Annotated in this window: 22 protein-coding genes; 5 read left to right on the top strand and 17 right to left on the bottom strand. The window is 47.2% G+C overall.

Annotated elements, in window-relative coordinates; all coding sequences use genetic code 11:
• Positions 1 to 9: 9 nt before the first annotated feature.
• From atpF to EYA81_RS18010, 15 genes are all read right to left on the bottom strand, one after another.
• Complete coding sequence (gene atpF / locus EYA81_RS18080; protein ID WP_005829120.1) at positions 10 to 516, bottom strand: F0F1 ATP synthase subunit B; 507 nt, start codon at positions 514 to 516, stop codon at positions 10 to 12.
• A gap of 95 nt (positions 517 to 611) precedes the next feature.
• Positions 612 to 869 (bottom strand): ATP synthase F0 subunit C, encoded by a 258-nt coding sequence (gene atpE, locus EYA81_RS18075; protein WP_005829122.1) that lies wholly within the window; start codon positions 867 to 869, stop codon positions 612 to 614.
• A 56-nt stretch (positions 870 to 925) separates the two neighbouring features.
• Positions 926 to 1,996 carry a F0F1 ATP synthase subunit A gene (atpB, locus tag EYA81_RS18070; protein WP_119962211.1) on the bottom strand — a complete coding sequence of 357 codons (1,071 nt, stop codon included), beginning with the start codon at positions 1,994 to 1,996 and terminating at the stop codon, positions 926 to 928.
• Positions 1,980 to 2,399 (bottom strand): hypothetical protein, encoded by a 420-nt coding sequence (locus EYA81_RS18065; protein WP_119962210.1) that lies wholly within the window; start codon positions 2,397 to 2,399, stop codon positions 1,980 to 1,982. The genes atpB and EYA81_RS18065 overlap by 17 nt, the downstream gene beginning before the upstream one ends.
• A gap of 40 nt (positions 2,400 to 2,439) precedes the next feature.
• On the bottom strand, positions 2,440 to 2,688 hold the full coding sequence (gene atpC, locus EYA81_RS18060) for an ATP synthase F1 subunit epsilon (protein ID WP_117599579.1): 249 nt from the start codon (positions 2,686 to 2,688) through the stop codon (positions 2,440 to 2,442).
• A 19-nt stretch (positions 2,689 to 2,707) separates the two neighbouring features.
• Entirely contained in the window at positions 2,708 to 4,243 is a 1,536-nt protein-coding gene (gene atpD / locus EYA81_RS18055) for a F0F1 ATP synthase subunit beta (RefSeq protein ID WP_117599578.1), read from the bottom strand.
• A gap of 615 nt (positions 4,244 to 4,858) precedes the next feature.
• On the bottom strand, positions 4,859 to 5,893 hold the full coding sequence (gene galE, locus EYA81_RS18050; protein ID WP_025833837.1) for a UDP-glucose 4-epimerase GalE: 1,035 nt from the start codon (positions 5,891 to 5,893) through the stop codon (positions 4,859 to 4,861).
• Between the two features lie 132 nt (positions 5,894 to 6,025).
• Positions 6,026 to 6,604 carry an electron transport complex subunit RsxA gene (gene rsxA / locus EYA81_RS18045; protein ID WP_008663551.1) on the bottom strand — a complete coding sequence of 193 codons (579 nt, stop codon included), beginning with the start codon at positions 6,602 to 6,604 and terminating at the stop codon, positions 6,026 to 6,028.
• A gap of 61 nt (positions 6,605 to 6,665) precedes the next feature.
• Positions 6,666 to 7,250, bottom strand: a complete 585-nt coding sequence (gene rsxE / locus EYA81_RS18040; RefSeq protein WP_117599732.1) for an electron transport complex subunit RsxE — start codon at positions 7,248 to 7,250, stop codon at positions 6,666 to 6,668.
• 16 nt (positions 7,251 to 7,266) lie between these two features.
• The gene (locus tag EYA81_RS18035) at positions 7,267 to 7,932 is read right to left on the bottom strand and encodes an RnfABCDGE type electron transport complex subunit G (RefSeq protein ID WP_005829140.1); all 666 of its coding nucleotides are present in this window, start codon (positions 7,930 to 7,932) and stop codon (positions 7,267 to 7,269) included.
• Positions 7,929 to 8,921: an RnfABCDGE type electron transport complex subunit D gene (locus EYA81_RS18030; RefSeq protein ID WP_005829143.1), complete on the bottom strand. Its 993-nt coding sequence runs from the start codon at positions 8,919 to 8,921 to the stop codon at positions 7,929 to 7,931. The genes EYA81_RS18035 and EYA81_RS18030 overlap by 4 nt, the downstream gene beginning before the upstream one ends.
• A 6-nt stretch (positions 8,922 to 8,927) precedes the next feature.
• The gene (gene rsxC / locus EYA81_RS18025) at positions 8,928 to 10,265 is read right to left on the bottom strand and encodes an electron transport complex subunit RsxC (protein WP_005829145.1); all 1,338 of its coding nucleotides are present in this window, start codon (positions 10,263 to 10,265) and stop codon (positions 8,928 to 8,930) included.
• 60 nt (positions 10,266 to 10,325) lie between these two features.
• A complete protein-coding gene (locus EYA81_RS18020) occupies positions 10,326 to 11,228 on the bottom strand; it encodes a Fe-S cluster domain-containing protein (RefSeq protein ID WP_005836987.1) in 903 nt (300 codons plus the stop codon).
• Positions 11,229 to 11,265: 37 nt separating this feature from the next.
• Complete coding sequence (locus EYA81_RS18015) at positions 11,266 to 11,685, bottom strand: SoxR reducing system RseC family protein (RefSeq protein ID WP_008663545.1); 420 nt, start codon at positions 11,683 to 11,685, stop codon at positions 11,266 to 11,268.
• 230 nt (positions 11,686 to 11,915) lie between these two features.
• A complete protein-coding gene (locus tag EYA81_RS18010; RefSeq protein ID WP_008663544.1) occupies positions 11,916 to 13,355 on the bottom strand; it encodes a DUF3078 domain-containing protein in 1,440 nt (479 codons plus the stop codon).
• A gap of 270 nt (positions 13,356 to 13,625) precedes the next feature.
• Between EYA81_RS18010 and EYA81_RS18000 the strand changes: the two genes are divergently transcribed.
• The 5 genes from EYA81_RS18000 (at position 13,626) to EYA81_RS17980 (ending at position 22,351) form a co-directional block, all read left to right on the top strand.
• Complete coding sequence (locus EYA81_RS18000; RefSeq protein WP_008663543.1) at positions 13,626 to 15,245, top strand: CTP synthase; 1,620 nt, start codon at positions 13,626 to 13,628, stop codon at positions 15,243 to 15,245.
• Positions 15,246 to 15,276: 31 nt separating this feature from the next.
• Complete coding sequence (gene yidC, locus EYA81_RS17995; RefSeq protein ID WP_005836982.1) at positions 15,277 to 17,130, top strand: membrane protein insertase YidC; 1,854 nt, start codon at positions 15,277 to 15,279, stop codon at positions 17,128 to 17,130.
• 102 nt (positions 17,131 to 17,232) lie between these two features.
• The gene (locus tag EYA81_RS17990) at positions 17,233 to 18,564 is read left to right on the top strand and encodes an MATE family efflux transporter (RefSeq protein ID WP_022400745.1); all 1,332 of its coding nucleotides are present in this window, start codon (positions 17,233 to 17,235) and stop codon (positions 18,562 to 18,564) included.
• A 37-nt stretch (positions 18,565 to 18,601) separates the two neighbouring features.
• Positions 18,602 to 20,725 (top strand): S9 family peptidase, encoded by a 2,124-nt coding sequence (locus EYA81_RS17985; protein ID WP_131226265.1) that lies wholly within the window; start codon positions 18,602 to 18,604, stop codon positions 20,723 to 20,725.
• Between the two features lie 495 nt (positions 20,726 to 21,220).
• Positions 21,221 to 22,351: a hypothetical protein gene (locus tag EYA81_RS17980; protein ID WP_237918573.1), complete on the top strand. Its 1,131-nt coding sequence runs from the start codon at positions 21,221 to 21,223 to the stop codon at positions 22,349 to 22,351.
• A 14-nt stretch (positions 22,352 to 22,365) separates the two neighbouring features.
• Here EYA81_RS17980 and EYA81_RS17975 read toward each other — a convergent pair whose 3' ends face one another.
• Positions 22,366 to 23,313 (bottom strand): glycosyltransferase family 4 protein, encoded by a 948-nt coding sequence (locus EYA81_RS17975; protein WP_131226263.1) that lies wholly within the window; start codon positions 23,311 to 23,313, stop codon positions 22,366 to 22,368.
• A gap of 51 nt (positions 23,314 to 23,364) precedes the next feature.
• Positions 23,365 to 24,345: an NAD-dependent epimerase/dehydratase family protein gene (locus tag EYA81_RS17970; RefSeq protein WP_131226261.1), complete on the bottom strand. Its 981-nt coding sequence runs from the start codon at positions 24,343 to 24,345 to the stop codon at positions 23,365 to 23,367.
• Between the last annotated feature and the right edge of the window lie 7 nt (positions 24,346 to 24,352).

The following is a 24,352-nucleotide window of genomic DNA, read 5'->3' as shown; positions in this document are numbered from 1 at the left end:
CTTTGAGAATTAATTGTTTCTACTTGCGGCCAGCACTTCATCCAGCATCCGGTCTATCATCTCCATCTGCTCATGTTTCTCGTCCAGATTCTTGCGGATAATTTTCTCAGCTATATCTACGGACAAGACTGCCACCTGGCGGCGAATATCGCGGATGGCCTCTTCCTTCTCTTGCTGTATCTGCTTTTTAACTTCGTCCAGCTCCTTCTGCGCGGCGGCTTCCGCCTGCTTGCGTGCTTCGACGATAATCTTGTCACGCTCATGCATCGCCTCCCGCAGAATGCGTCCTTGTTCTTTGTTGGCAGCAGCAATCAACGCTTCACTCTCCTCTTTCAGTTTGGAGAGCTGGGCATTTGCTTCGCGTGCCACTTCCAAAGACTGGTCGATGTAGGTCTTGCGACCTTCCACCATCTTGGTGATAACGGGAAAACCGTACTTGGCAAGCACCACAAACACCACACCGAATGAAAGAAGCATCCAGAACAGCAGACCACTATCGGGTAATAACAATGACATAATTTTATTTACGATTTGACAATTTACGATTTACAATTTGGCTGCGCGGTGATGCTGCACGGACAAATTGTAAATCGTAAATGGTAGATTGTACATTATAAAAAGAACACCAATAAACACACAACTACTGCCAACAAAGCAACACCTTCAATCAAGGCAGCGGCAATAATCATGTTCATACGGATATCTCCGGATGCTTCCGGCTGACGGGCAATGGCCTCCATGGCAGAACCGCCGATTTTACCGATACCTACACCAGCACCAATAACAGCCAGACCAGCACCAATGGCTGCACCCAGTTTACTAACTCCCACACCTGCCGCAGCAGCTTGCAATAATACAGATAGTAACATAACTTTCAGTTTTTAAATGGTTATTTTTATTAATATTTATATTCCCAATAATCGTATCATTTCACCGCCTTCTCCTTATGCTCTTCCTGCGCCAGACCGATGAACACGGCTGACAGCATGGTGAACACATATGCCTGGATAAAGGCAACCAACAATTCAAGTGCATTCATAAAGATATTGAACAGCACCGAGGCCACGGTAAGCGTTCCGTTCAAAGCAGGTCCCATACTGGCCGAGATGAATATCAGGCAGGTAAGCACCAGCATTGCCATGTGTCCTGCCAGCATATTGGCAAAAAGACGTATCATCAAAGCAAACGGTTTGGTAAAAATACCGAAGAACTCGATAAACGGCATCATGGGGACCGGCACCTTCAGCCACCAGGGCACATCCGGCCAGAAGATATCTTTCCAATAGGTCTTGGTTCCAAAGATATTCACGGCCAAGAAAGTGCAGATGGCCAATACCATCGTAATGGCTATATTTCCCGTCACGTTGGCCCCTCCGGGAAAGAAAGGAATCAGCCCCATAATGTTATTGATGAAAATAAAGAAGAAGGCCGTCAGCAAGTAAGGTGCGAATTTACGGTACTTCGGACCGACACAGCTCTTTATAATATCATCGTTCACCATCATGATAAACATCTCCATAAACCCGATGAAACCACCGGGAGCGGCACTTCCCTGCGGGTGCTTGCGATACCAGTGCGCCACACTTAAAATGATGACAAGCAGCAATGCACTGTTGATGAGCAAAGCCAGTGTCACCTTCGTGATGGAGATATCCAACGGGCGTATTTCGTTTCCGGTGGCATCATGCTCCACCAGCTTGCCTTCGTACTTGCTTCCTGCGGGAGCGATGGAAAAGCCTTCATAACTTCCACCGTTCTCCTCCAGACGTGAGGATAGAAAGACATGCCATCCGGTGGTAGAGCTATGCACTATTACCGGCAAGGGAATCGTAACGTGAGTTTCGCCCCACGTCGTGATGTGCCATTCGTAAGAATCGCCGATATGCCCGAAGACAATCTCCTTCACGTCCACCGTATTCTCAGCCCGCACCGTGGCGGGTAGCAACATGCCCAATGCCAACAGAACTACAGTCAGTATGTTACGCAATCTTTTCATTGTTACTTTTCTTTTTCTGTTTCTTGTTCGCCTCGAAAGTGAAGAAGAACCAGGAATCATAAATCAAATATATCAGATAGTTGGCTATAAACGTCAACAGAAACGCCCTGGCTTCCTCACGTACTGCAACGCAATAAACCAGCATCACAATCATGGAAACCAGCATTCTCATCACACGCATCAGCAGATAAATCTGCAACATTCGTCCCGGCATCCGGTGACGGCAGCTTTCGGTCATATTAATCATGAATATTCCGAAAACAAAGAAGAAAAGCGGAATCAGCGGATAACCGCCGAAATAGTGATGCGGATTTATCGAAAAGTACGTCCATCCGCCTACAATTCCTATCAATACCGTCAAGAGCGCTGTATGCAATAAGTAGTTTCTCTTAGTAATAGTCACGCCAACAACCTTTAATCTTCAATTTCTTATTTTTAATTGCCTATTGCTGTTCTATACAGACGGCAACCCTTCCGTTACTCATCTCTACGAATCCGCTTTGAATATCCAGCTCATGTTCCTCACCGTCCGTTGCGTAAACCAATGTCCCCGTTCCCAACGATGACACAATCGGTGCATGCTGCGGCAGGATAGAAAAAGAGCCCATAGTGCCCGGCAATGTAACACTTTCCACTTCCCCGTTGAAGAGTTCCTTCTCCGGTGAAACAATATTCAAATGCAACTTCTTCATTATCAAAGCTCCCAGAGTTTTAATTTTTAATCGTTTTTTCCCCTGCCTGTTCCAGTAGTTTCTTACCCTTCTCAATAGCTTCTTCAATGGTTCCCACATTCAAGAAAGCTGGTTCGGGCAGGTAGTCCACCTCTCCGTCAAGAATCATCTTGAAGCCTTTGATAGTATCCTCAATGGAAACCATTGTACCGGGGACACCCGTAAACTGCTCGGCAACGGCAAACGGCTGTGAAAGGAAGCGCTGCACACGACGCGCACGGTTCACCAACGTACGGTCGGCATCAGAGAGCTCCTCCATACCGAGGATGGAGATAATGTCTTGCAATTCCTTGTTGCGCTGCAATATTTGTTTCACACGTTGTGCCACTTCGTAGTGTTCCACCCCCACGATGTGTGGGTCGAGAATGCGTGAAGTGGATTCCAACGGGTCTACAGCAGGATAAATGCCAAGTTCGGTAATCTTACGGCTCAACACCGTGGTGGCATCGAGGTGGGTAAATGTTGTAGCAGGCGCCGGGTCAGTCAAGTCATCGGCAGGCACATATACAGCCTGCACGGAAGTGATGGAGCCGTTTCTCGTAGAGGTAATACGCTCCTGCATGGCACCCATTTCCGTTGCCAGTGTCGGCTGATAACCCACGGCAGAAGGCATACGGCCCAGCAAAGCCGAAACCTCGGAACCGGCTTGAGTGAAACGGAAGATATTATCAATGAAGAACAGAATGTCACGCGGACCGTCCGTCTCCGCTCCCATGTCACGGAAGGACTCGGCTACCGTCAACCCTGACAATGCCACGGACTGACGCGCACCGGGAGGTTCGTTCATCTGACCGAATATCAAAGACACTTGTGATTTGGCCACTTCGTCATAATCTACTTTGGACAAATCCCAATGGCCTTCCTCCATGCTCTTCTTGAATTCTTCTCCGTAACGGATAACACCGGATTCAATCATTTCTCTCAGCAGGTCGTTGCCTTCACGTGTACGTTCTCCTACACCGGCAAACACAGAGAAGCCGTGCTGCTTCTTCGCAATATTATTGATGAGCTCCTGGATAAGCACTGTCTTGCCTACACCGGCGCCACCAAACAGACCGATTTTACCGCCCTTGCTATAGGGTTCCAGCAAGTCGATAACCTTGATGCCTGTATAAAGTACCTCTTGTACGGTAGTCAAATCTTCAAACTTAGGGGGTTCGCGATGGATGGGATAAGCACCGGTACGGTCCAGTTCCTTCATGCCGTCGATAGAGTCGCCCACTACGTTCATCAGGCGGCCTTTGATTTGTGTACCTATCGGCATGGTGATGGGGCCTCCCAGCGGATGCACTTTCATACCTCTCTGCAGGCCGTCCGTACTGTCCATAGCAACAGTACGCACCGTGTTTTCACCAATGTGTTGCTGTACCTCTACAATCAGTCTTTTTCCGTTCGACCTTTTTATTTCCAGTGCGTCGTGAATACTCGGCAACATCATCTCTGCCTCCGTTCCTTCGAAATAGACGTCTACTACAGGTCCGATTACCTGTGAGATATGTCCAACAATCTGTGACATAAGCAATCTTTTTTATTCTATATTTCTTTAATTATTTTTCCCAATACTAAGTTGTAAGTCGCGTGTATCCTCTAAAACAAATCAGCCAAGTCGCGTCTTTCGTCAGCTATATAAGTACTCGTACCTATTAACGTTTGTCAGCAACGGTTTGTTCATCCCAATAGTTACATAAACAACAACGCAAATGTATAAACAATTTGCATGTAGTTGTTACCGTGTATAGCATTTTTTGAACAAAAAATACTATTTTGAACGATTAATACTACAATTGGAACAAATTGCTACAGACATGATAACGTCAGTTAACAATTGGCAAGAAAAGGAATTGCCCACCCATCTTATGAAAAACCACAGAATTGGCAATAAAGATTCCGTATATAATATACAAAAAAATAAGCCTTGTCTCTCGACAAGGCTTATTCACAACACAAACACAAAATAAAACACGACAAAACTACTATGCAATCTTACCTGTCTATGCCGGGGAGGCATACGTACTAGTTACGGATATTCACATATACATAAACAGCTTCAGGCTGATTTGCACATTATAAACAAATGCGGGGAGGCATTTGTTTATTGCTTATTTGTTAAAAAACACAAATTCAAAGTTTGTCATTGAATACCTCGTTCACGAAGCTTCAACTGCCATTTCCATGCAGAAAGTAAAGTATCTTCAATACTTGTTTCTGCCTTCCAACCCAGTTCATTGTTTGCCAATTCCGGGTTTGCCCATACCTTCTCAATATCACCGGCACGCCGACCTACTATCTGATAGTTCAGTTTTACACCGGTAGCCTTTTCGAAAGCATTAATCAGTTCCAATACGGAAAGTCCACGACCCGTACCGATATTGAATACTTCCACTTTCTCCTTCTGCTTGTTCTCCAAGATACGGCGGATAGCCACTACGTGTGCTTTGGCCAAATCGACTACATTGATGAAGTCGCGGATACAAGAACCGTCGGGAGTATCATAATCGTCACCAAACACGCTCAGTTTCTCACGGATGCCGATAGCGGTCTGGGTAAGATAAGGAATCAAGTTCTGCGGTACACCGTTAGGCAATTCTCCCAGCAATGCTGTGGGGTGTGCACCTATCGGGTTGAAGTAACGCAACAAGATGGCGTTTATCGGAGCACCGGAAGCAACCGTATCACGTACAATCTCTTCATTGATTTGCTTCGTGTTTCCATACGGAGACTCAGCTTTCTTGATAGGTGCCTTTTCCGTTACCGGAAGCTCGTCCGGCTGGCCGTAAACTGTGCAGGAAGAAGAAAATACGATACCCTCCACTCCATGCTTCGGCATCAGTTCCAGCAGGTTAATCAGTGAAACCAGGTTATTACGATAGTAAAGCAACGGTTTCTGGACAGACTCACCTACGGCCTTGCTGGCTGCAAAGTGAATGATGGCTTTAATGCCTTTATATTTGGTAAACACAGCGTCAAGACCGGCATAATCCAAGCAATCCAATTTCTCGAATGCAGGACGGATACCCGATACCTTCTCTATGTTATCTACAACATCTGCGCTGGAGTTTGACAAATTATCAATAATAACAACTTCATAACCTGCGTTTTGAAGTTCCACCACCGTGTGAGAACCAATGTAACCGGTTCCACCCGTAACTAAAATTTTCTCTTTCATATTAAATATAGACAATTTAGCTTTTAGGTTATCAATACGCCACAAATGTAAGGAAATAAATTAATAAAAACAGAAAAAGGGGGGATAAATTTTAGCTTATCCCCCCTTCACTTTATTTCCGGTTTTTCTTCTTTAAATCTTCACAACCCCCGAAAAGCCCATGAATGCCATTGCCAGCAGTCCGGCCGTAATCAAAGCTATCGGAGTGCCCTGCATACCTTTCGGCACACTAACCAGGCTCATTTGCTCGCGCAGGCCTGCAAACAGTGTCAGTGCCAAGCCGAAACCAAGTGCCGTGGAGAATGCATAAACCACTCCCGTCAGCAAATCATAATCTTTTTGGATAACAAGGATGGCCACACCGAGAATACAGCAGTTGGTAGTAATCAACGGCAGGAACACGCCCAAGGCCTGATACAGAGAAGGAGAAACTTTCTTCAGGATAATCTCTACCATCTGCACCAATGCGGCAATCACCAGGATAAAGGTAATAGTCTGCAAATAGCCCAAATCAAAAGCGTCGAGCACATACTTCTGAATAAGGAATGTCACGATGGTGGCGATGGTGAGCACGAATGCCACCGCTGCCGACATGCCCAATGCAGTCTCCACTTTCTTGGAAACTCCCAAGAACGGGCAAATTCCCAAGAATTGCGACAATACGATGTTGTTTACAAAGATTGCCGAGATAAATATCAATATATATTCCATTTCTTTAATTTATTAATTGAAAAATGACAATCGATAATGAACCATTATCAATCATCCATTATCAAGCCTTCTTCATACTGTTGATTAAAGCAATGAGATAGCCCAATGCGATGAATGCACCCGGAGCAAGGACAAATACCAACATGCCGTATTCTTCAGGAAGGATACTCAAGTTGAATATCTTGCCGGTTCCCAGGAACTCACGCACGGCACCCAGCAATGTCAGTGCAATGGTAAAGCCCAAGCCCATGCCCAGACCGTCGAACAAGGAAGCCACCGGATTGTTTTTGGCAGCAAATGCCTCGGCACGTCCCAATACGATACAGTTTACAACAATCAGCGGAATGAACAAGCCCAGCGTGGCGTACAATGCAGGAACGTAGGCTTGCATTATCATCTGCAACAGTGTCACAAATGATGCTATGACCACAATGAATGAAGGAATACGCACCATATCGGGAATCAGATTCTTGATGGCAGAAATCACCACATTGGAACATATCAGCACGAACATTGTAGCCAGTCCCATACCCATACCGTTGATAGCAGAGGAAGTGGTACCCAGTGTAGGACACATACCCAGCAGGAGTACAAACGTAGGATTCTCTTTGATAATCCCGTTCATCATAACTTTAAAATTATTCATATCTTCTACTCCTTTCTTATTTAGCGCTGAGTGTATCCACAGCTTCGGGAGCTGCGGAATCAGCAGGTTGTTCAACATTCTTTTGAGTAGCGCCGGTAGTGCCGTCGGCAGTTTCCTGACCGGCATAGGCAGCATAAGCCGCATTCACTGCATTCAAAAAAGCACGTGAAGTGATGGTAGACGCTGTAATGGCATCTACTTTACCACCGTCCTTGCTCACTGTCAATGCCGCTTCACCCGGATTCATGCCGGTGATGTCACCTTTATTGCCTTTCTTGAACCAGTCGGCAGCTTTGGAGCCCAACCCCGGAGTTTCCACATGCGACAACAAGGAGTAGTCGATGATTTTGCCTTCGGCATCGAAACCGACCAACACTTTCAGCTCACCGCCAAAACCCATGGCAACAGCTTCCACAGCAGCTCCGATATATTCTCCGCCTTTGGTGGCAGGATATACAGAATACTGTACTCCGTTTACTTCCTGCATCTTCTTCTCGGCGATGGGGTCATTGTCGAAGCCCGGAACCACCGCACTTACGGCATCGCTCAAGGTCTTTGCATTGGCCTGCGCAATGGGCTCCTTCGTCAATTCGTTTACATAAGCCAGCAGCGCTACGGAGATGGCAGTAACGCCCGTAAGTACCAGCAACATATTCTTCAAGGATGATTCTAACTTTTTCATTTCTTCTTCGCTACCTCCCCAAAGCGTTTAGGTTTAACATAGGTGTTGATGAGCGGAGTGAACGCATTCATAATCAGAATGGCAAACGACATACCCTCCGGATATGCACCGAACAGACGGATGATGACAGTCAGCAGGCCGATGCAAACACCATAAATCAGCATACCTTTGTGGCTCATCGGAGAAGTCACGTAGTCCGTAGCCATAAAGACAGCACCCAGCATCAGACCACCGGACAACAACTGTACGACCGGGGATACATAAAGTTCCGGATTGACCAGATACATGATACCAGAGAACACGAATACCGTCACCAGAATAGATACCGGAATGTGCCAGGTGATGATTTTCTTCCACAACATGTAGAACAAACCAAGCAGCAGCGCCAAGGCACTCACCTCACCGAGACATCCTCCATTATTACCTATCAGAAGGTCGAAAGCTCCCGGAAGGTCGCTCAGGGACATGCCTGGAGCACCATTGATGACACCTTTCATAATAGCCAGCGGCGTAGCAGCCGTCGTGGCATCCGTATAGGCTGTCAACTGGCCTACAGCCGGCCATGTCGTCATCTGCACGGGGAATGAAAGCAACAGGAACACACGTCCTGCCAGTGCAGGGTTAAAGGGATTGCAACCCAAACCTCCGAAGGACATCTTGCCTACCCCGATGGCAAACAAGGCGCCGAGGATGATTATCCAGATGGGCAGGTTGGAAGGCAGGTTAAAGGCCAGCAACACACCGGTAATGATGGCAGAGCCGTCGGTGATGGTTGTGGTCTCTTTTTTCATGAGGAATTTGCCGATGGCCCATTCAAAGAACAAGCAGGCTGCTACGGAAGTGGCCGTAACAATCAGCGCACCCAGTCCGAAAAAGTAAAGCGAAACGAGGAATGCCGGAATCAATGCGATAAGCACACCGTACATATTCTTCTTCACGCTGTCACCGCCGTGAACGTGGGGCGAAAGGGATACGATTAATTTATTCATACTTCGTTATTTTTTAGCTTGACGTGCACGGATCATCGCTCCTACCTTACCCTTACCCAAGCGGATATAATCCAGCATCGGACGGTTGGAAGGACAAGTGAACTGGCATGAACCGCATTCTATACACGACATAATGTCTTCTTTCTCTACTCTTTCAAAATCTCCGTGGGCCGAAACGGTAGCCAGCAGATACGGCTCCAACCCCATCGGGCAGGCTCCCACGCACTTGGCACAACGGATACAAGGCTGTACCTCGCCGCGCTTGGCTTCCTTCTCGTTCATAATCAGAATACCGGAGCTGCCTTTGGCAGTCGGTACATCCGTATTCACCAGAGCTTTACCCATCATCGGGCCACCGCCGATAATCTTGCCCGTATCTTCGGGCAGGCCGCCGCAAGCTTCAATCAGCTGCTTCATCGGCGTACCGATACGTGCCAGGAAATTGGACGGCTTTGCCAGCGACTTGCCTGTCACGGTAATGACACGCTCAAACAGAGGTTTGTTCTTCTGTACGGCCTGGTAAACGGCAAATGCGGTACCCACATTCTGCACCACAGCTCCCGTGGAGATAGGCAGCGCACCGGCTGCAACCTGGCGACTGATGACAGCATCAATCAACTGCTTTTCACCACCCTGCGGATATTGTACCTTCAAGGGTACCACCTCGATACCTGCATAACTGGAAGCGACTTTCGTCATCAGCTGGATGGCATCGGGCTTATTGTTCTCAATGCCGATGAATGCCTTGTTCACCTTTACCGCCTTCATCAGAATGGATACACCTACCATAATTTCTTCCGCATGTTCCAGCATCAGCTGATGGTCGGCAGTCAGATACGGTTCGCACTCTACGGCGTTGATGATGACACACTCTGCCTTGAATGCAGGAGGAGGGCACAACTTGACCTGCGTAGGAAAGCATGCACCACCCAGACCTACAATACCGGCATCGGCGATTTTCTTCACGATTTCCTCGGAAGTCAGACTGCATTCCTTCACCAACGTTTCGGAACGGTCAATGGATTCTTCCCATTCATCCCCTTCTACGTCAATGAATATAGCAGGCTTGGCGTAACCGCTGGCATCGACAATCGTGTCAATCTTAGCGACTTTCCCGCTGACAGACGAATGAATGGCTGCTGATACAAAACCGCCGGGCTCGGCAATCTTTGTACCCACTTTCACAACATCACCTTTGGCAACGATAGGCTTGGCAGGAGCACCGATGTGCTGTCCCAGCAAGATAGCGGCCTTGGCCGGAATCTCTGCCTTGATGATAGGCTGATGTGCTGAAAGTTTATTTTCGTGTGGATGGACTCCACCAATTGAAAATGTCTTCAACATACAATTCTGTATTTTTAGTCGTTTATTTACTTTATTAATTCATACCTCAACTTGGGAAGTCTAAACCTCCGCTTTAGGAGTCTCAACCTCAGCTTTAGGAACTGCAACCTTTACTTGGGGAGCTGTATCGTCAGCCTTCGGTTTGCGCGGCGGGAAGTTGAGGGCAATGATTGTGTTTTGCGGACAAGCTTCCTCGCACTTGCGACAGGATTTGCACTTATTGGGGTCAATGTAAGCCAGATTGTTTTCCAGCGTGATAGCCTCGAACGGACAAACCTTCACACACTTGCCGCAACCGATACATGCCACGGTACAAGCCTTGCGTGCTACGGCCCCCTTGTCCTTGTTTACACACTGTACGTAAATACGACGTGATTTCTTGCCTTGAGGACGGATTTCAATAATAGATTTCGGACAAGCCTTGGCACAAGCTCCACAAGCCGTACACTTTTCCTCATCCACTTCGGGAAGTCCGGTCTCCGGATTCATGTGGATAGCATCGAACTGGCAGGCAGCCACACAGTCGCCGCATCCCAGACAGCCATAACTACAACCCGTTTCACCACCATAGAGAGAAGCCGCAATGGCACAACTCTTGGCGCCATCGTATTGGTTCACACGAGGACGGTTGGCACAAGTTCCATTACATCTCACCACCGCAACCATAGGTTCGGCAGCAGCGGCATCCAAGCCCAGAATCTCGGCAATCTTTGTCATGACGGGCTGTCCACCCACCGGACAAAGTTTACCATCCAGCGAACCTGCCTTTACGCAAGCATCTGCAAATCCGCTACAACCGGGGTAACCACATCCACCGCAATTTGCCTGGGGAAGCACCTCTGCTACCTGGGCAATCCGCGGATCTTCATACACGGCGAATTTCTTGGAAGCCACGTAAAGAATAGCGGCCGATACCAGCGCTATAACTCCCAATGAAATCACTGCAATCAGAATTACATTCATAAATTAGTTGTTTATTAATTATTTGTTTTATTATTAGTTAGTTCATCGGTCGTACGGAGAATGAGAACTTCTTACCCATCCGCGACTTGTTCAGCCACAATATATAATAGTAAGGTACAAGAAGTGCTAGCGAACAAAGCGCGGAACGCAGCTCGTCATTCCAGATAGCCATAAAAACAAATAGTGAGATTATCAGAATAAGGAAAGGAAATATAAAGGCAAACAGAACTGCCATCACTCCCATTGAAAGTTCGCCCGTCACCCATACACGGTCGCCGGGCTGGTAGGATGCGGCATTGGCATCGGCCACATCGACAAGTTTCTCTTTCGTATCCGCAGAGGTACAATGTCCCTTGACACTACACGAAGCGCACGCTGAAGTCTGGATGATTCTCACTTGGAGATGAGAACCGTTTATGTTTTCCACAATACCTTGATGTTTTATAGTATTCGCCATTTTGCAAAGTGTGCATTACAAATCGCGGCAAATTTACGCATTATTTGTGAACTGCAAACCTTTCCTATGCATTTTCTGTGTTCGTAAACGTGCTTTTTCTATGTTTTTATGTTTTTTCACCTGCCACAGACTACAAAAAGACAAAAAACAGACGGTCTGTCAAGGAAAAACAGACCGTCTGACTAACCAAAACAGATAATCTGTTCACTCCGAACAGACCATTTGTTTATTTACCATTTATAATTGATACCGAAACTGAGCAATTCTTTTACCTGAAAATAGCTGTCCCCTTCCGTCGGCTTGGCACTGTCGTCATAGCGGGCGTGCACATAGAGCTTGGTGGAAAGATAGCGGTTCAGCACAAAGTTCACCGTGTTTTCCCATTCGATACGCGTCCACTCATAACTGGTCTGGAAGTCCAGGCGGGAATCCAGCGTAATGGAAGGAATGATGGTCCACGAAAGTGTAGGCTGTATCTGCGAACCGAAGTTATGCTTCACGCACTTGCCCTCCTCAAGACCGAAACTCACTTCATTCACACCCTTATTCCCCACATAGCGCAGCATGTACGTCAGCGGAGCCATGAAAACGGACAAGCTGAATTTCTGCTTCTTCAACTTGTAGTCCATACCGATACTGCTCGACCAGTCCGCCGGAGCAAAGAAAGCCGAAACCAGCTCTTCACTGTTGGCCTTGTAGCCATTGCAGAACTGGGTCTTAAACTCAGTCGTGATGGTATAATACCACTTGGACGCAGCTTGAATACCCAGTTTACTGTACAGCCGGAGCTGGTCGGTACTTACCAGATAGTTATGAAACTCGTCGGAAGGTGCGGAGCTGAAGCCCAGCTTGGCATCGAGCAGATTTTCCCACTGCACCTTTTCACGGTCATTATAGTTGGCAAACAATTGCAGGTTGGCAAGCACGGCGTTAGTGCTCTCACCTCCCTTGTACCAGTTGTCGGAGATATAGTTCTGGGTAATCTGCAACGAACCGTTTCCACCCGTCACCCACCAGTTGGGCTTGTGGATAATCACGTCGGCTTCCTCCTTCACTCCCACCATATTCTCCTGCGCAAACAGTTTCACGACGGACGGCTTGGAAGAAACCTCCTTCTCTATATTATCCTTGAATATCTTCCCTTTCATCACCTCCTTCTCGGTCATTACAACCAGATTGGGACAATTCACATACGTGTTCAGCAGCGTACGGTCCACCAGTTTGTTGGCTCGGTCCTTTGAGGTGAAACTCAGTGTGTCGAACGGCAACATCTCGCGCGTCAGGGCAGGCACCGTATCAGGCACCTGGAAATGCCAGTCCACCTTGGAAAGGCGTCTCATGGGGGCATAATAATAGGTAAGGGGAAGGAACAACCTATAGTAGTTCGGATTGGAAGGTATATAACGCTCCGGAGTCGTGGGGTCATTCAAATAATCCAGCACTCCGATATACCTTTCATATAATATGGAAACAGTATCCAGCCTGTACCCCATACCTTCCGGTTTCAATTTCAGAATCATGTATTCTTTCATTATATCCGGCAAGGTGTCGGCTTTGGCAGTTGTTTCCTGTCCACTGTTCTTCGAGGCGGTATCCAGCGTATTCTGTGCCATCACCGACGAAGAAATCATCGTAGCAATTAACCAAAATGCAATGTGTCTATTCTTCATAATGCCCTAAAGTCTATGTTTCGAGCGCAAATTTAGCTTAAAATGTTTAGAAAACATAGAAAAGCCATAAGAAAAAGGCAAGAAGGACTTTCTTCGATGAAATCGTATTTTTTAATAATTGTTTCATCGAAACTTTCTCTACTTCCTCTTTTTTTTATAATTTTGCGCTTTTTAAGTTCTACGTGTACTGACGGGAGCAGTGCGCACCCTGAACGACAAGCCGTATAGGCTCTTGGCATTAGATTAAACAATTAATAAAATAATATAGTTGTGGGAGAAACAAAGTATATTTTCGTCACCGGTGGTGTTGCCTCTTCATTAGGTAAAGGTATCATCTCATCCTCCATCGGTAAATTGCTGCAAGCAAGAGGTTACAAGGTAACCATCCAGAAGTTTGACCCGTACATCAACATCGACCCGGGTACACTGAACCCTTATGAACACGGCGAATGCTACGTTACCGTGGATGGCCACGAAGCCGACCTCGATTTGGGCCATTACGAACGCTTCCTGGGCATCCAGACCACCAAGGCCAACAATATCACGACCGGACGCATCTACAAAAGCGTCATCGACAAAGAGCGCCGGGGTGACTATCTGGGAAAGACCATCCAGGTTATTCCCCATATTACAGACGAAATCAAGCGTAATGTAAAACTGCTGGGAAACAAATACAAATTCGACTTTGTTATTACCGAGATTGGCGGTACAGTGGGTGACATCGAGTCTCTGCCCTATCTGGAAAGCATCCGTCAGCTGAAGTGGGAACTGGGAAAAGACGCCTTGTGCGTACACCTTACTTATGTCCCCTACCTGGCAGCTGCCGGTGAGCTGAAGACCAAGCCCACCCAGCACTCCGTAAAGGAACTGCAAAGTGCCGGTATCCAACCCGATGTCCTCGTACTGCGTACGGAACATGAGTTGAGTACCACCCTGCGCAAGAAAGTGGCTCTGTTCTGCAATGTGGACGAAAATGCCGTGGTGCAGAGCATCGACGCGCCTACCATCTACGAGGTGCCCATCTTGATGCAGCGCCAGGGACTGGACGTTACCATTTTGAAGAAAATGGGACTTCCCGTCGGCGACACTCCGGGACTGGGACCGTGGCGCGCTTTCCTCGAACGCCGTCACAAAGCCGAAGAGACTGCCCCGCTGCACATCGCATTGGTGGGCAAATATGACTTGCAGGATGCCTACAAGTCCATCCGCGAGGCCCTTTCACAAGCAGGAACCTACAATGACCGCAAGGTATCGGTAGACTTCGTGAACAGTGAAAAGCTGACTGACGAGAATGTGGCAGAAGCCCTGAAAGGCATGGCAGGCGTACTTATCGGTCCAGGCTTCGGCGAACGCGGCGTTGCCGGCAAGTTCGTAGCCATCAAATATGCGCGTACGCACGACATCCCCACCTTCGGTATCTGTCTGGGTATGCAGTGTATCGCCATCGAATTTGCCCGTAACGTACTGGGTTATGCCGATGCCAACTCACGCGAGATGGACGAAAAGACACCGCACAATGTCATCGACATCATGGAAGAGCAGAAGTCCATCACCAATATGGGTGGAACCATGCGTCTAGGTGCCTACGAATGTGTTCTGCAGAAAGGCAGCAAGGCATACGAGGCATATGGTACCGAGCATATCCAGGAACGTCACCGTCACCGCTACGAGTTCAACAACAGCTTCAAGGATGCCTACGAAGCAGCAGGCATGAAGTGTGTGGGTATAAACCCCGAATCGGACCTGGTGGAAATTGTTGAGATTCCCGCATTGAAGTGGTTTGTCGGTACCCAGTTCCATCCCGAATACAGCAGTACGGTATTGCATCCGCACCCACTGTTCGTAGCATTCGTGAAGGCCGCCATCGAAAATGAAAACGAAAAGAAATAATTTGTAATAAGTAATTTGTAATCAACAAAGAATGGATAAAAATACCATCACAGGTCTTGTTCTGATAGCGATATTGTTAGTAGGTTTCAGCTTTCTGAGCCGTCCCAGCCAGGAGCAGTTGGAAGCACAGCAACGTTACTACGACTCCATAGCCCAGGTGCAACAGCGCGAAGCCGACTTGAAAGCCAAGGCGGAAGCAGCCCTGGCCAACGAAAGCGGAGCGGAAGCAAGCGTTGACTCCACTGCCCTCTTCTTCGACGCCCGTCAAGGAACCAACTCGCAGGTAACCATCCAGAACAACCTGGCAGAAATAACCGTAGATACAAAAGGCGGGCGCATAGCTTCGGCCACGCTGAAGGAATACATGGGACAAGACAAGACGACCCCCGTCACACTGTTCAGCGGCAATGACGCTTCCATGAATTTCCTCTTTTACAACAAGAAAGAGACTATCCAGACGGAAGACTATTATTTCACCGCAGTAAACCGTACGGACAGTACCGTCACCATGCGTTTGTCGGCAGACAGCAACAGCTATATCGACTTTACCTACAGCATGCACAATGACACATACCTGATAGACTTTACTATCCAGGCTGTCAATATGGAAGGCAAGCTGGCCGCCACCAACAATTATGTGGACATCGAGTGGTCTCAGCGTGCCCGTCAGATAGAGAAGGGTTACACCTACGAGAACCGTCTGGCTGAGCTGACTTACAAAATCGCCGGAGAGGGTACCGATTATCTGTCCGCCAACAAGAACGACGAAAAGGAAGTTCCGGAACGCCTGGACTGGATTGCTTTCAAGAACCAGTTCTTCTCTTCAGTATTTTTGGCAGATGCCGACTTTGAAAAGACCAAACTGAGTTCCAAGATGGAGACTCAAGGCAGCGGCTACATTAAGGACTATTCTGCGGAGATGAGCACGAAGTTCGACCCTGCTGGCAAGGAACCTACCCAGCTGTTCTTCTACTTCGGCCCCAATCACTACAAGACCCTGACCGCACTCGACAAGGGGCGTGACGAGAAGTGGGAGCTGAACCGTCTGGTCTATCTGGGCTGGCCGCTCATCCGCTGGATAAACAAATGGTTCACCATCAACATCTTCGACTGGTTGTCCAGTTGGGGGTTGAGCATGGGTATCGTACTGTTGTTCATGACGTTAATCGTAAAAGCTGTAGTATTCCCCGCAACGTGGAAAACCTACATGTCCTCTGCCAAGATGCGCGTACTGAAACCGAAAATCGACGAGATAAACAAGAAGTACCCCAAGCAGGAAGATGCCATGAAGAAGCAGCAGGAAGTGATGGGCCTCTACAGCCAGTACGGAGTCAGTCCGATGGGCGGATGTCTGCCGATGCTGATACAGTTCCCTATCTTGATGGCCTTGTTCATGTTCGTGCCGAGTGCCATTGAACTCCGCCAGCAGAGCTTCTTGTGGGCAGACGACCTTTCCACTTACGATGCGTTCATCAACTTCCCGTTCCATATCCCGTTCCTGGGAAGCCACCTCAGCTTGTTCTGCCTGCTGATGACGGTTACCAACATATTGAACACGAAGTACATGATGCAGCAACAGGATACGGGTGCCAATCCGCAGATGGCTGCCATGAAGTGGATGTCATACCTGATGCCTATCATGTTCCTCTTCATATTGAACGACTATCCTTCGGGATTGAACTATTACTACTTCATCTCTACGTTAGTCAGTGTGGTAACAACGCTCATCATGCGCAAGACAACCAATGAGGAAGCCCTTCTTGCTCAGTTGGAAGCCAACAAGAAAGACCCGAAGAAGATGAAGAAAACCGGTTTCGCCGCTCGTCTGGAAGCCATGCAGAAACAGCAGGAACAGATGATGAAAGAAAAACAGAACAAAAAGTAGTAAGACTACCGTTCAAGATATTCTTTTGCAGAAAGCCGGACAATGACATTTGCCCGGCTTTCTTATCCTTACACCAACGAAAAAATTCACAGACTCTAAATTATGCAGACTAAATACACCTACAAACAAATCTGGCTCATAGCCTACCCTATCCTAATCAGCCTCCTTATGGAGCAGATGATAGGTATGACGGACACCGCCTTCCTCGGACGTGTAGGCGAAGTCGAGTTGGGAGCATCTGCCATCGCCGGTGTCTTCTATATGGTCATCTTCATGGTTGCCTTCGGTTTCAGCATCGGGGCACAGATACTCATTGCCCGGCGCAACGGCGAACGGCAGTATAAGGAAATCGGTGACTTGTTCTATCAGGGCATCTATTTCCAAGTCGGGATGGCGACAGTCATGTTCCTGCTGTCCTATTGCTTCTCGCCGATTATCCTGAAACGCATCGTAGCCTCGGAACATATCTACGAAGCAGCCACCAGCTACCTGCACTGGCGTGTATTCGGTGCCTTCTTCTCGTTCAGCGCAGTCATGTTCCGTGCCTTTTTCTTGGGAACCACCCAGACCAAGACACTGACACTGAACTCTATCGTCATGGTGTTGAGCAATGTTGTATTCAACTATATCCTGATTTTCGGTAAATTCGGTTTTCCTGCACTCGGCATTGCCGGAGCCGCCATCGGCTCCTCATTGGCCGAGCTGGTTTCGCTGTTATTCTTCATCCTCTATACCCGTAGCCGTATCGACTGCTGCAAGTACGGGCTGGACCGTATTCCGAAGTTCCGGCTGGACGTATTGAAACGGATGCTGAACGTCTCTTTCTGGACCATGATACAGAATTTCTTCTCCCTCTCCACCTGGTTCTTGTTCTTCCTTTATGTGGAGCATCTGGGAGAGCGCTCGCTGGCAGTGACCAACATTGTCCGCAATGTGTCCGGCATATTGTTCATGGTACTCATGGCATTTGCCTCTACCTGCGGTTCATTGGTCAGCAACCTCATCGGTGCAGGCCACTCCGATTGCGTGGCAGGCACTATCCGGCAGCACGTACGCATAGCCTACGTTTTCGTACTTCCGCTGGCATTGCTTTTCGCGCTGTTCCCCAAGCTGATTCTGGGAATTTATACCGACATACCCGACCTGCAGGACGCTGCCGTGCATTCGCTTTGGGTGATGTGCTCCACCTATCTGTTCCTGGTTCCTGCCAATGTCTATTTCCAGGCAGTTTCCGGAACCGGCAATACGCGTACTGCATTGGGCATGGAGCTGGCAACGCTGGTCATCTACACAGCCTATATCACCTACATTATTCTGATTCTGCAACTCGACGTGGCCATCTGCTGGACCTCGGAAATGGTTTATTCCAGCTTTATTCTCATTTTCTGCTGGCTATATATCAAACGTGGGAATTGGCAAGGAAGGAAAATTTAGTATCTTTGCATTGAAATAACCGAAACAAAAAACATATATGAAACAAGTAAATCTACTACTTATGTCAGCAGCCATGACATTGGCCTCTTGCGGAGGCACAAAAGATGCCGGACAGCAGCAGGACGCAGCAACGCTCATCCAGCGGTCGGACATCAAGATTGAAGGAAAGCGTATGACACCCGAGGCACTCTGGGCGATGGGACGTATCGGCAGTGTAGCCGTATCCCCCGACGAAAAGCAAATTGCCTACACGGTATCCTATTACAGCGTGCCCCAGAACAAGAGTAACAGCGAAGTCTTCGTCATGAATGCCGACGGTAGTGGCAATACCCAGATAACGCATGACGCCTGGCAAGAAGGACAGCCCACATGGTTCAAGGACGGCAAGAAGCTTGCCTTCCTCTGCAACGAAAGCGGCAGCAGCCAGGTATGGGAAATGAATCCCGACGGCAGCGGACGCAAGCAGCTGACCCAATACGAGGGAGACATCGAAGGGTTCTCTTTCTCGCCCGACGGCAAGAAACTCCTTTTCATTGCCCAGGTAAAGACCGTGAAGAGTACAGCAGACAAACATCCGGACCTTCCTAAAGCCACCGGCATCATCGTTACCGACCTGATGTACAAGCATTGGGACGAATGGGTGACTACTGCTCCCCATCCATTCGTTGCCGATTTCGACGGCAATGCCATCAGCAATGTCACTGATATTCTTGAGGGAGAGCCATACGAAAGCCCGATGAAGCCCTGGGGCGGTATCGAGCAGCTGGCATGGAGCCCGTCTTCTGATAAGGTGGCCTATACATGCCGTAAGAAAACCGGACTGGCGTATGCCATTTCCACCAACTCCGACATTTATATCTACGACCTTGCCTCCAAGGAAACCAAAAACATCACGGAAGAAAACAAGGGATATGATACGAATCCCCAATACTCTCCCGACGGCAAATACATCGCCTGGCAGAGCATGGAACGTGACGGCTACGAAGCCGACTTGAACCGCTTGTTTATCATGAACCTCGAGACCGGCGAGAAACGTTTTGTAAGCAAAGCTTTCGAATCGAACGTGGACGCCTTCTTGTGGAACAAAGATTCCCGGAGCATCTACTTCATCGGTGTATGGCATGGCGAGACACAGATTTACAACATCGACCTTGCCGGAAACGACAAGCTTACCCAGCTCACCGACGGCATGTACGACTATGCTTCGCTTGCCCTTTGCGGAAACAAGATTATCGCCAAACGCCACTCCATGAGCATGGGCGACGAAATCTATGCCGTAAACAGTGCACGCAACGGCGACGCTTTTGCAGAAGCAGTGCAACTGACCACAGAAAACAAGCAGATTTACGACCAGCTGGAGATGGGTAAAGTGGAAGCCCGCTGGATGAAGACCACCGACGGCAAGCAGATGCTGACCTGGGTGATTTATCCTCCACAATTCGACCCCAACAAGAAGTACCCCACCCTCCTCTTCTGTGAAGGCGGTCCTCAGAGTCCCGTCAGCCAGTTCTGGAGCTACCGTTGGAATTTCCAGATTATGGCGGCAAACGACTATATCATCGTAGCTCCCAACCGTCGTGGTCTTCCGGGCTTCGGTGTAGAGTGGAACGAAGCCATCAGCGGTGATTATGGCGGCCAGTGCATGAAGGACTACTTCACTGCCATTGACGAAATGGCGAAAGAACCTTTCGTCGACAAAGACCGCCTGGGTTGCGTAGGCGCCAGCTTCGGAGGCTTCTCCGTATATTGGCTTGCCGGACACCATGACAAACGCTTCAAGGCATTCATCGCACACGACGGTATCTTCAACATGGAAATGCAATATCTGGAAACGGAAGAGAAATGGTTTGCCAACTGGGATATGGGCGGCGCTTATTGGGAAAAGAACAACGCTACGGCACAACGCACTTTTGCCAACTCCCCGCATCTCTTCGTCGACAAATGGGACACCCCTATCCTCTGCATCCACGGAGAGAAGGACTTCCGCATCCTTGCCAACCAGGCAATGGCCGCCTTCGATGCAGCCGTGATGCGTGGCGTTCCTGCCGAACTGCTTATCTATCCGGACGAAAACCACTGGGTACTGAAACCTCAGAATGGCGTGCTGTGGCAACGTACCTTCTTTGAATGGCTGGACAAATGGCTGAAGCCGGCTAAGTAAAGCCTCTCAAAAACGATAAAAACAAATAGTCCCGGATTCTTGACAAAGAATCCGGGACTATTTGTTTTTATTGTACACCGCCCGATTCCATTTTTTATGACTATAATTTGGGCAGTTCAAATAAAGTCAATACATTTGCTTTATGCACACTCCGAAGAAGTGTAAACAATATGTCCTAATATAACCCGATAAAAGATGAATGAAAATTGGCCTGAGATTGTGGAAACACTGATACCGTATTTTGAAACAAATTCGGTAGAAGGTGATTACCAGCGGGAAATAGAGAACTGCTTGAAATTTCTTGGATGGAAGAAGACCAATGGAACAATGGTATCCCAATATACATTACCGATAGGCAATAGCAACTCCATACGCCCGGACATTGTACTTTGGCGAAAGAACGAACATGATACACAATCCCCCGTACTCCCAATTGAAATAAAACGTCCGTCTAATATACAAAATGAGAGGCAAGAAAATCAGTTGATGTCGTATATGCGCCAACTGAAACTTAATGTCGGATTATATATAGGAGAAAAGATACAGCTTTACTACGACATTCCCAACGATGGCGAGAATCCCATCTGTGTATTTACAGCAGAATTTAAGAAAGAAGATGTAAATGGTTCCATCATCTGTGACCTGCTAACTTACGACAAATTCAATCTGGGAAAAATAGAAACATTCTGTAATGAGCAATATAAAAAAATCCAAGCGCGTAATAATCTGCATAGGAGGGTGTCAGAATTCTTATCCGAAGGCAATGGGGTAAAGAATATGATTTCGTTGCTCAAAGACAAGTTTACAGCTGAAGGATTTGAGGAATCCGCCATTAATGAAGAATTTGCCAATCTTACGCTTACAGTACATTACGAAAATAAGAGCATTCTGCCTTCATTACAGCTTAAAACGAGGCAAACATCTAAAAACTCACAAAACGACTATAAAGAAAGTGACTCCAAAGACCATACAAAATTCTCATTGGATGGAATCAACTTCTATGTCAAAAGACGTTTTGTATTGGAAGTAATCAAGCATTATATCAAAGACCATCCCAACATAAACTATGTTGAGCTGGAGAAAGTCTTTCCATCCAATTTACACAGTAAAGCATTGGGTGTAATACGTACTTTGATAGAAGTCCAAGAAAAAATCAAATCTCATCCCGATTTAAAGAAACGTTACTTTCTTAAGCCTGATGAAGTTATTTTATTGGCAGACGGAACAAAAATTGTTGTCAACAACCAGTGGGGAACATTATTTCCAAGATTTCTTGAAGCAGCAAAGAAACTGTACCAAGTAACCAATGATACGGAAAGCAATACTCCAATATCCCGATTAAAGATCACTTTTGGTAATGGGAAAGTAATTCAAGAAACACAAGCAGCCGAGACTTTCCGGCAATTTGTGATGACAGTAGGTGTGGAACAAGTGCAATCTTTAAATATCAAGGTATGCAAGATTCCCTTGATATCAAACACACTTCATGAGAAATACCAGCGCGCTCAAAAACCATTAGGCAACGGACGGTTTCTTATGACCTGCAGCAATACAAAAACAAAGAAGCGTGATATCGAGCGTATTGCCAAAGCTTTGGGTATTCAGGTGACCGTGGAAATTGTATAATGGAAGACAGTAATTCAAGAGATATGTCTTGAAAAATACTTTTTCATGAAGAGTACGTATATTGCGCTCAACAGTAAGATACACCCTATCAAGAAGATATAGCCATACCGTTGGTAATAAATATATCCTACTATTATAAAAGTCTGTATTGTCATATAGGCCAGAGAGACTATGACATGAGGAATCTTCAGCTCATTCGCCATAATCTGATACAGATGTTTGCGATGCGGCAGCCCGATATTCTCATGAAGCATCAGGCGGTGAATGATAGTCAGTACACTATCCACACCATAAACGGATAAAAGGACTATCCAACTGAAATCTTCCGTTTCAATGATGAGCCTGCCTATCAGGAAAAGAAGGATAAAGGCAATGCTCACCGACCCCACATCACCGGCAAAGCATTTAGCACGCTTGCGGAAATTGAAGAAACAGAAGACTAGAACGGAACAGATAACGGTATAGATGAAATCCGCTTCCACAAAAGTAACCACCTCCTTATTGATATAGGCCAACGCAGCAAGAATAACCAGAGAATAACCACCGGTTATGCCGTTAATGCCATCCATAAAGTTGTAGGCATTGATGATGCCCGTACAGACTATCAAGGCTATGACTATCCACCACCAAGACAAGGAGAACAGTCCCCACTGATAAAACATCATAGCCATAGCAGAGAAATGAAAAAGCAGTCTTGTCATCTGTCCGGTGGATTTTATATCGTCCACGAAGCTGATGAACGTCACCAGTGTCAAGGCAAGCAGGAACCAGGGATATTCAAAGCCACTCGTCAGGAAATAGGCCAACGCTCCGAAATAGAAAATAATCCCACCACCGCGTAAAGTCACTTTCGTATGGGAACTCCGCTCATTGGGCTTGTCGATGATATTGTACCTATCAGCCACTCTAAAATAAAAAAGTTCTGCCAAAAACAGCAGAACCAATATTAACAGATAATACATAACAGTATTTTCCTCTTTAATTTTTAATTATCAATTTTTAATTCTTAACTTTTAATTTGAGAACGATTTTATCGTTCTCACTATCCCCTCCTCTGCCCTCACCGGCATTCTGTCAATTCCCAGGGCAGCCTTTATCTTCGCATTACTCACCACATAATTCTCTGTCAACTTGCGCAGACGCTCTGTATTCAAAGGCAAATGGAGCAGAGTCCCAAGCCGGGCACAGAATTCCATCAGTCCTCTGTTTATCTTCCAGATATGCGGCTTACGCTCCAAAGCCCGACACATCAAAGCTATCAGCTCATTCGTGGACAAGGCCTCGTCATCTCCCATGTGGTAGATACCACTCCCCACCTCCTTAGTCAACAGCCCTTCCACCACGTAGCAAAGATTGTCTATCGAAGTAAAAGACCTCCTGTTCTCAAAAGCCCCCAAAGGCCAGGGAATGCCTTTCCTCACCACATTATAAAGAAGATTCAGATTGCCTTTGTTGCCGGAACCATGAATCATGCAGGGACGCAGGATATAGACCTGCTTGTCATCATACGGATTAACTTTCAATTCTCCATTTTCAACATTCAACTTGCCAAGAATATAATTCTCGGCAGTTATCTTGCTCTCCCCATACGGTCCTATCGGAGCAGGCACCACATCTTCAGTCAGCATATCACCCACCACACTGTCTGCAGCGGCTTTCACAGAACTGAAGAATATGAACTTCTTCGCAGACGATTCCAGAAAGAAATCAAATATCTTTTGGGTCAATCCCGTATTAATATCAAAATAGGATTGGGCTGCGGACCGGTTTTTCGTATCATGGGCTTTACCAGCCAGATGAATAATGGCATCGAATTCAGGAAGATTCCGCATCGGAAAAGAAGCCGGTTCGATATCCTTCCAGAAAAAAGTCTTTACCACCCCCTCCTTTTCAGGAGCGACAATATCCAGCCCGTAAAGGCTATGACGTTCCTTTAGGGCAACAACGAGATTGGAACCCACAAAGCCGTGGATTCCAGTGACGAGTATGTTCATTGAAATA

This window comes from Bacteroides sp. A1C1, from assembly GCF_004328515.1.
Classification (GTDB): Bacteria; Bacteroidota; Bacteroidia; order Bacteroidales; family Bacteroidaceae; genus Bacteroides; species Bacteroides uniformis.
Note: the sequence above shows the minus strand (reverse complement) of the source record. Positions and strands in the feature narration are given on the sequence as shown.

What these genes read in the sequence shown, in the direction of transcription:
- atpF (WP_005829120.1), bottom strand. Translation starts at nt 516, where the DNA reads ATGTCATTGTTATTACCCGATAGTGGTCTGCTGTTCTGGATGCTTCTT.
- atpE (WP_005829122.1), bottom strand. Translation starts at nt 869, where the DNA reads ATGTTACTATCTGTATTATTGCAAGCTGCTGCGGCAGGTGTGGGAGTT.
- atpB (WP_119962211.1), bottom strand. Translation starts at nt 1,996, where the DNA reads ATGAAAAGATTGCGTAACATACTGACTGTAGTTCTGTTGGCATTGGGC.
- atpC (WP_117599579.1), bottom strand. Translation starts at nt 2,688, where the DNA reads ATGAAGAAGTTGCATTTGAATATTGTTTCACCGGAGAAGGAACTCTTC.
- atpD (WP_117599578.1), bottom strand. Translation starts at nt 4,243, where the DNA reads ATGTCACAGATTGTTGGACATATCTCACAGGTAATCGGACCTGTAGTA.
- galE (WP_025833837.1), bottom strand. Translation starts at nt 5,893, where the DNA reads ATGAAAGAGAAAATTTTAGTTACGGGTGGAACCGGTTACATTGGTTCT.
- rsxA (WP_008663551.1), bottom strand. Translation starts at nt 6,604, where the DNA reads ATGGAATATATATTGATATTTATCTCGGCAATCTTTGTAAACAACATC.
- rsxE (WP_117599732.1), bottom strand. Translation starts at nt 7,250, where the DNA reads ATGAATAATTTTAAAGTTATGATGAACGGGATTATCAAAGAGAATCCT.
- EYA81_RS18035 (WP_005829140.1), bottom strand. Translation starts at nt 7,932, where the DNA reads ATGAAAAAGTTAGAATCATCCTTGAAGAATATGTTGCTGGTACTTACG.
- EYA81_RS18030 (WP_005829143.1), bottom strand. Translation starts at nt 8,921, where the DNA reads ATGAATAAATTAATCGTATCCCTTTCGCCCCACGTTCACGGCGGTGAC.
- rsxC (WP_005829145.1), bottom strand. Translation starts at nt 10,265, where the DNA reads ATGTTGAAGACATTTTCAATTGGTGGAGTCCATCCACACGAAAATAAA.
- EYA81_RS18020 (WP_005836987.1), bottom strand. Translation starts at nt 11,228, where the DNA reads ATGAATGTAATTCTGATTGCAGTGATTTCATTGGGAGTTATAGCGCTG.
- EYA81_RS18015 (WP_008663545.1), bottom strand. Translation starts at nt 11,685, where the DNA reads ATGGCGAATACTATAAAACATCAAGGTATTGTGGAAAACATAAACGGT.
- EYA81_RS18010 (WP_008663544.1), bottom strand. Translation starts at nt 13,355, where the DNA reads ATGAAGAATAGACACATTGCATTTTGGTTAATTGCTACGATGATTTCT.
- yidC (WP_005836982.1), top strand. Translation starts at nt 15,277, where the DNA reads ATGGATAAAAATACCATCACAGGTCTTGTTCTGATAGCGATATTGTTA.
- EYA81_RS17990 (WP_022400745.1), top strand. Translation starts at nt 17,233, where the DNA reads ATGCAGACTAAATACACCTACAAACAAATCTGGCTCATAGCCTACCCT.
- EYA81_RS17985 (WP_131226265.1), top strand. Translation starts at nt 18,602, where the DNA reads ATGAAACAAGTAAATCTACTACTTATGTCAGCAGCCATGACATTGGCC.
- EYA81_RS17980 (WP_237918573.1), top strand. Translation starts at nt 21,221, where the DNA reads ATGCGCCAACTGAAACTTAATGTCGGATTATATATAGGAGAAAAGATA.
- EYA81_RS17975 (WP_131226263.1), bottom strand. Translation starts at nt 23,313, where the DNA reads ATGTATTATCTGTTAATATTGGTTCTGCTGTTTTTGGCAGAACTTTTT.
- EYA81_RS17970 (WP_131226261.1), bottom strand. Translation starts at nt 24,345, where the DNA reads ATGAACATACTCGTCACTGGAATCCACGGCTTTGTGGGTTCCAATCTC.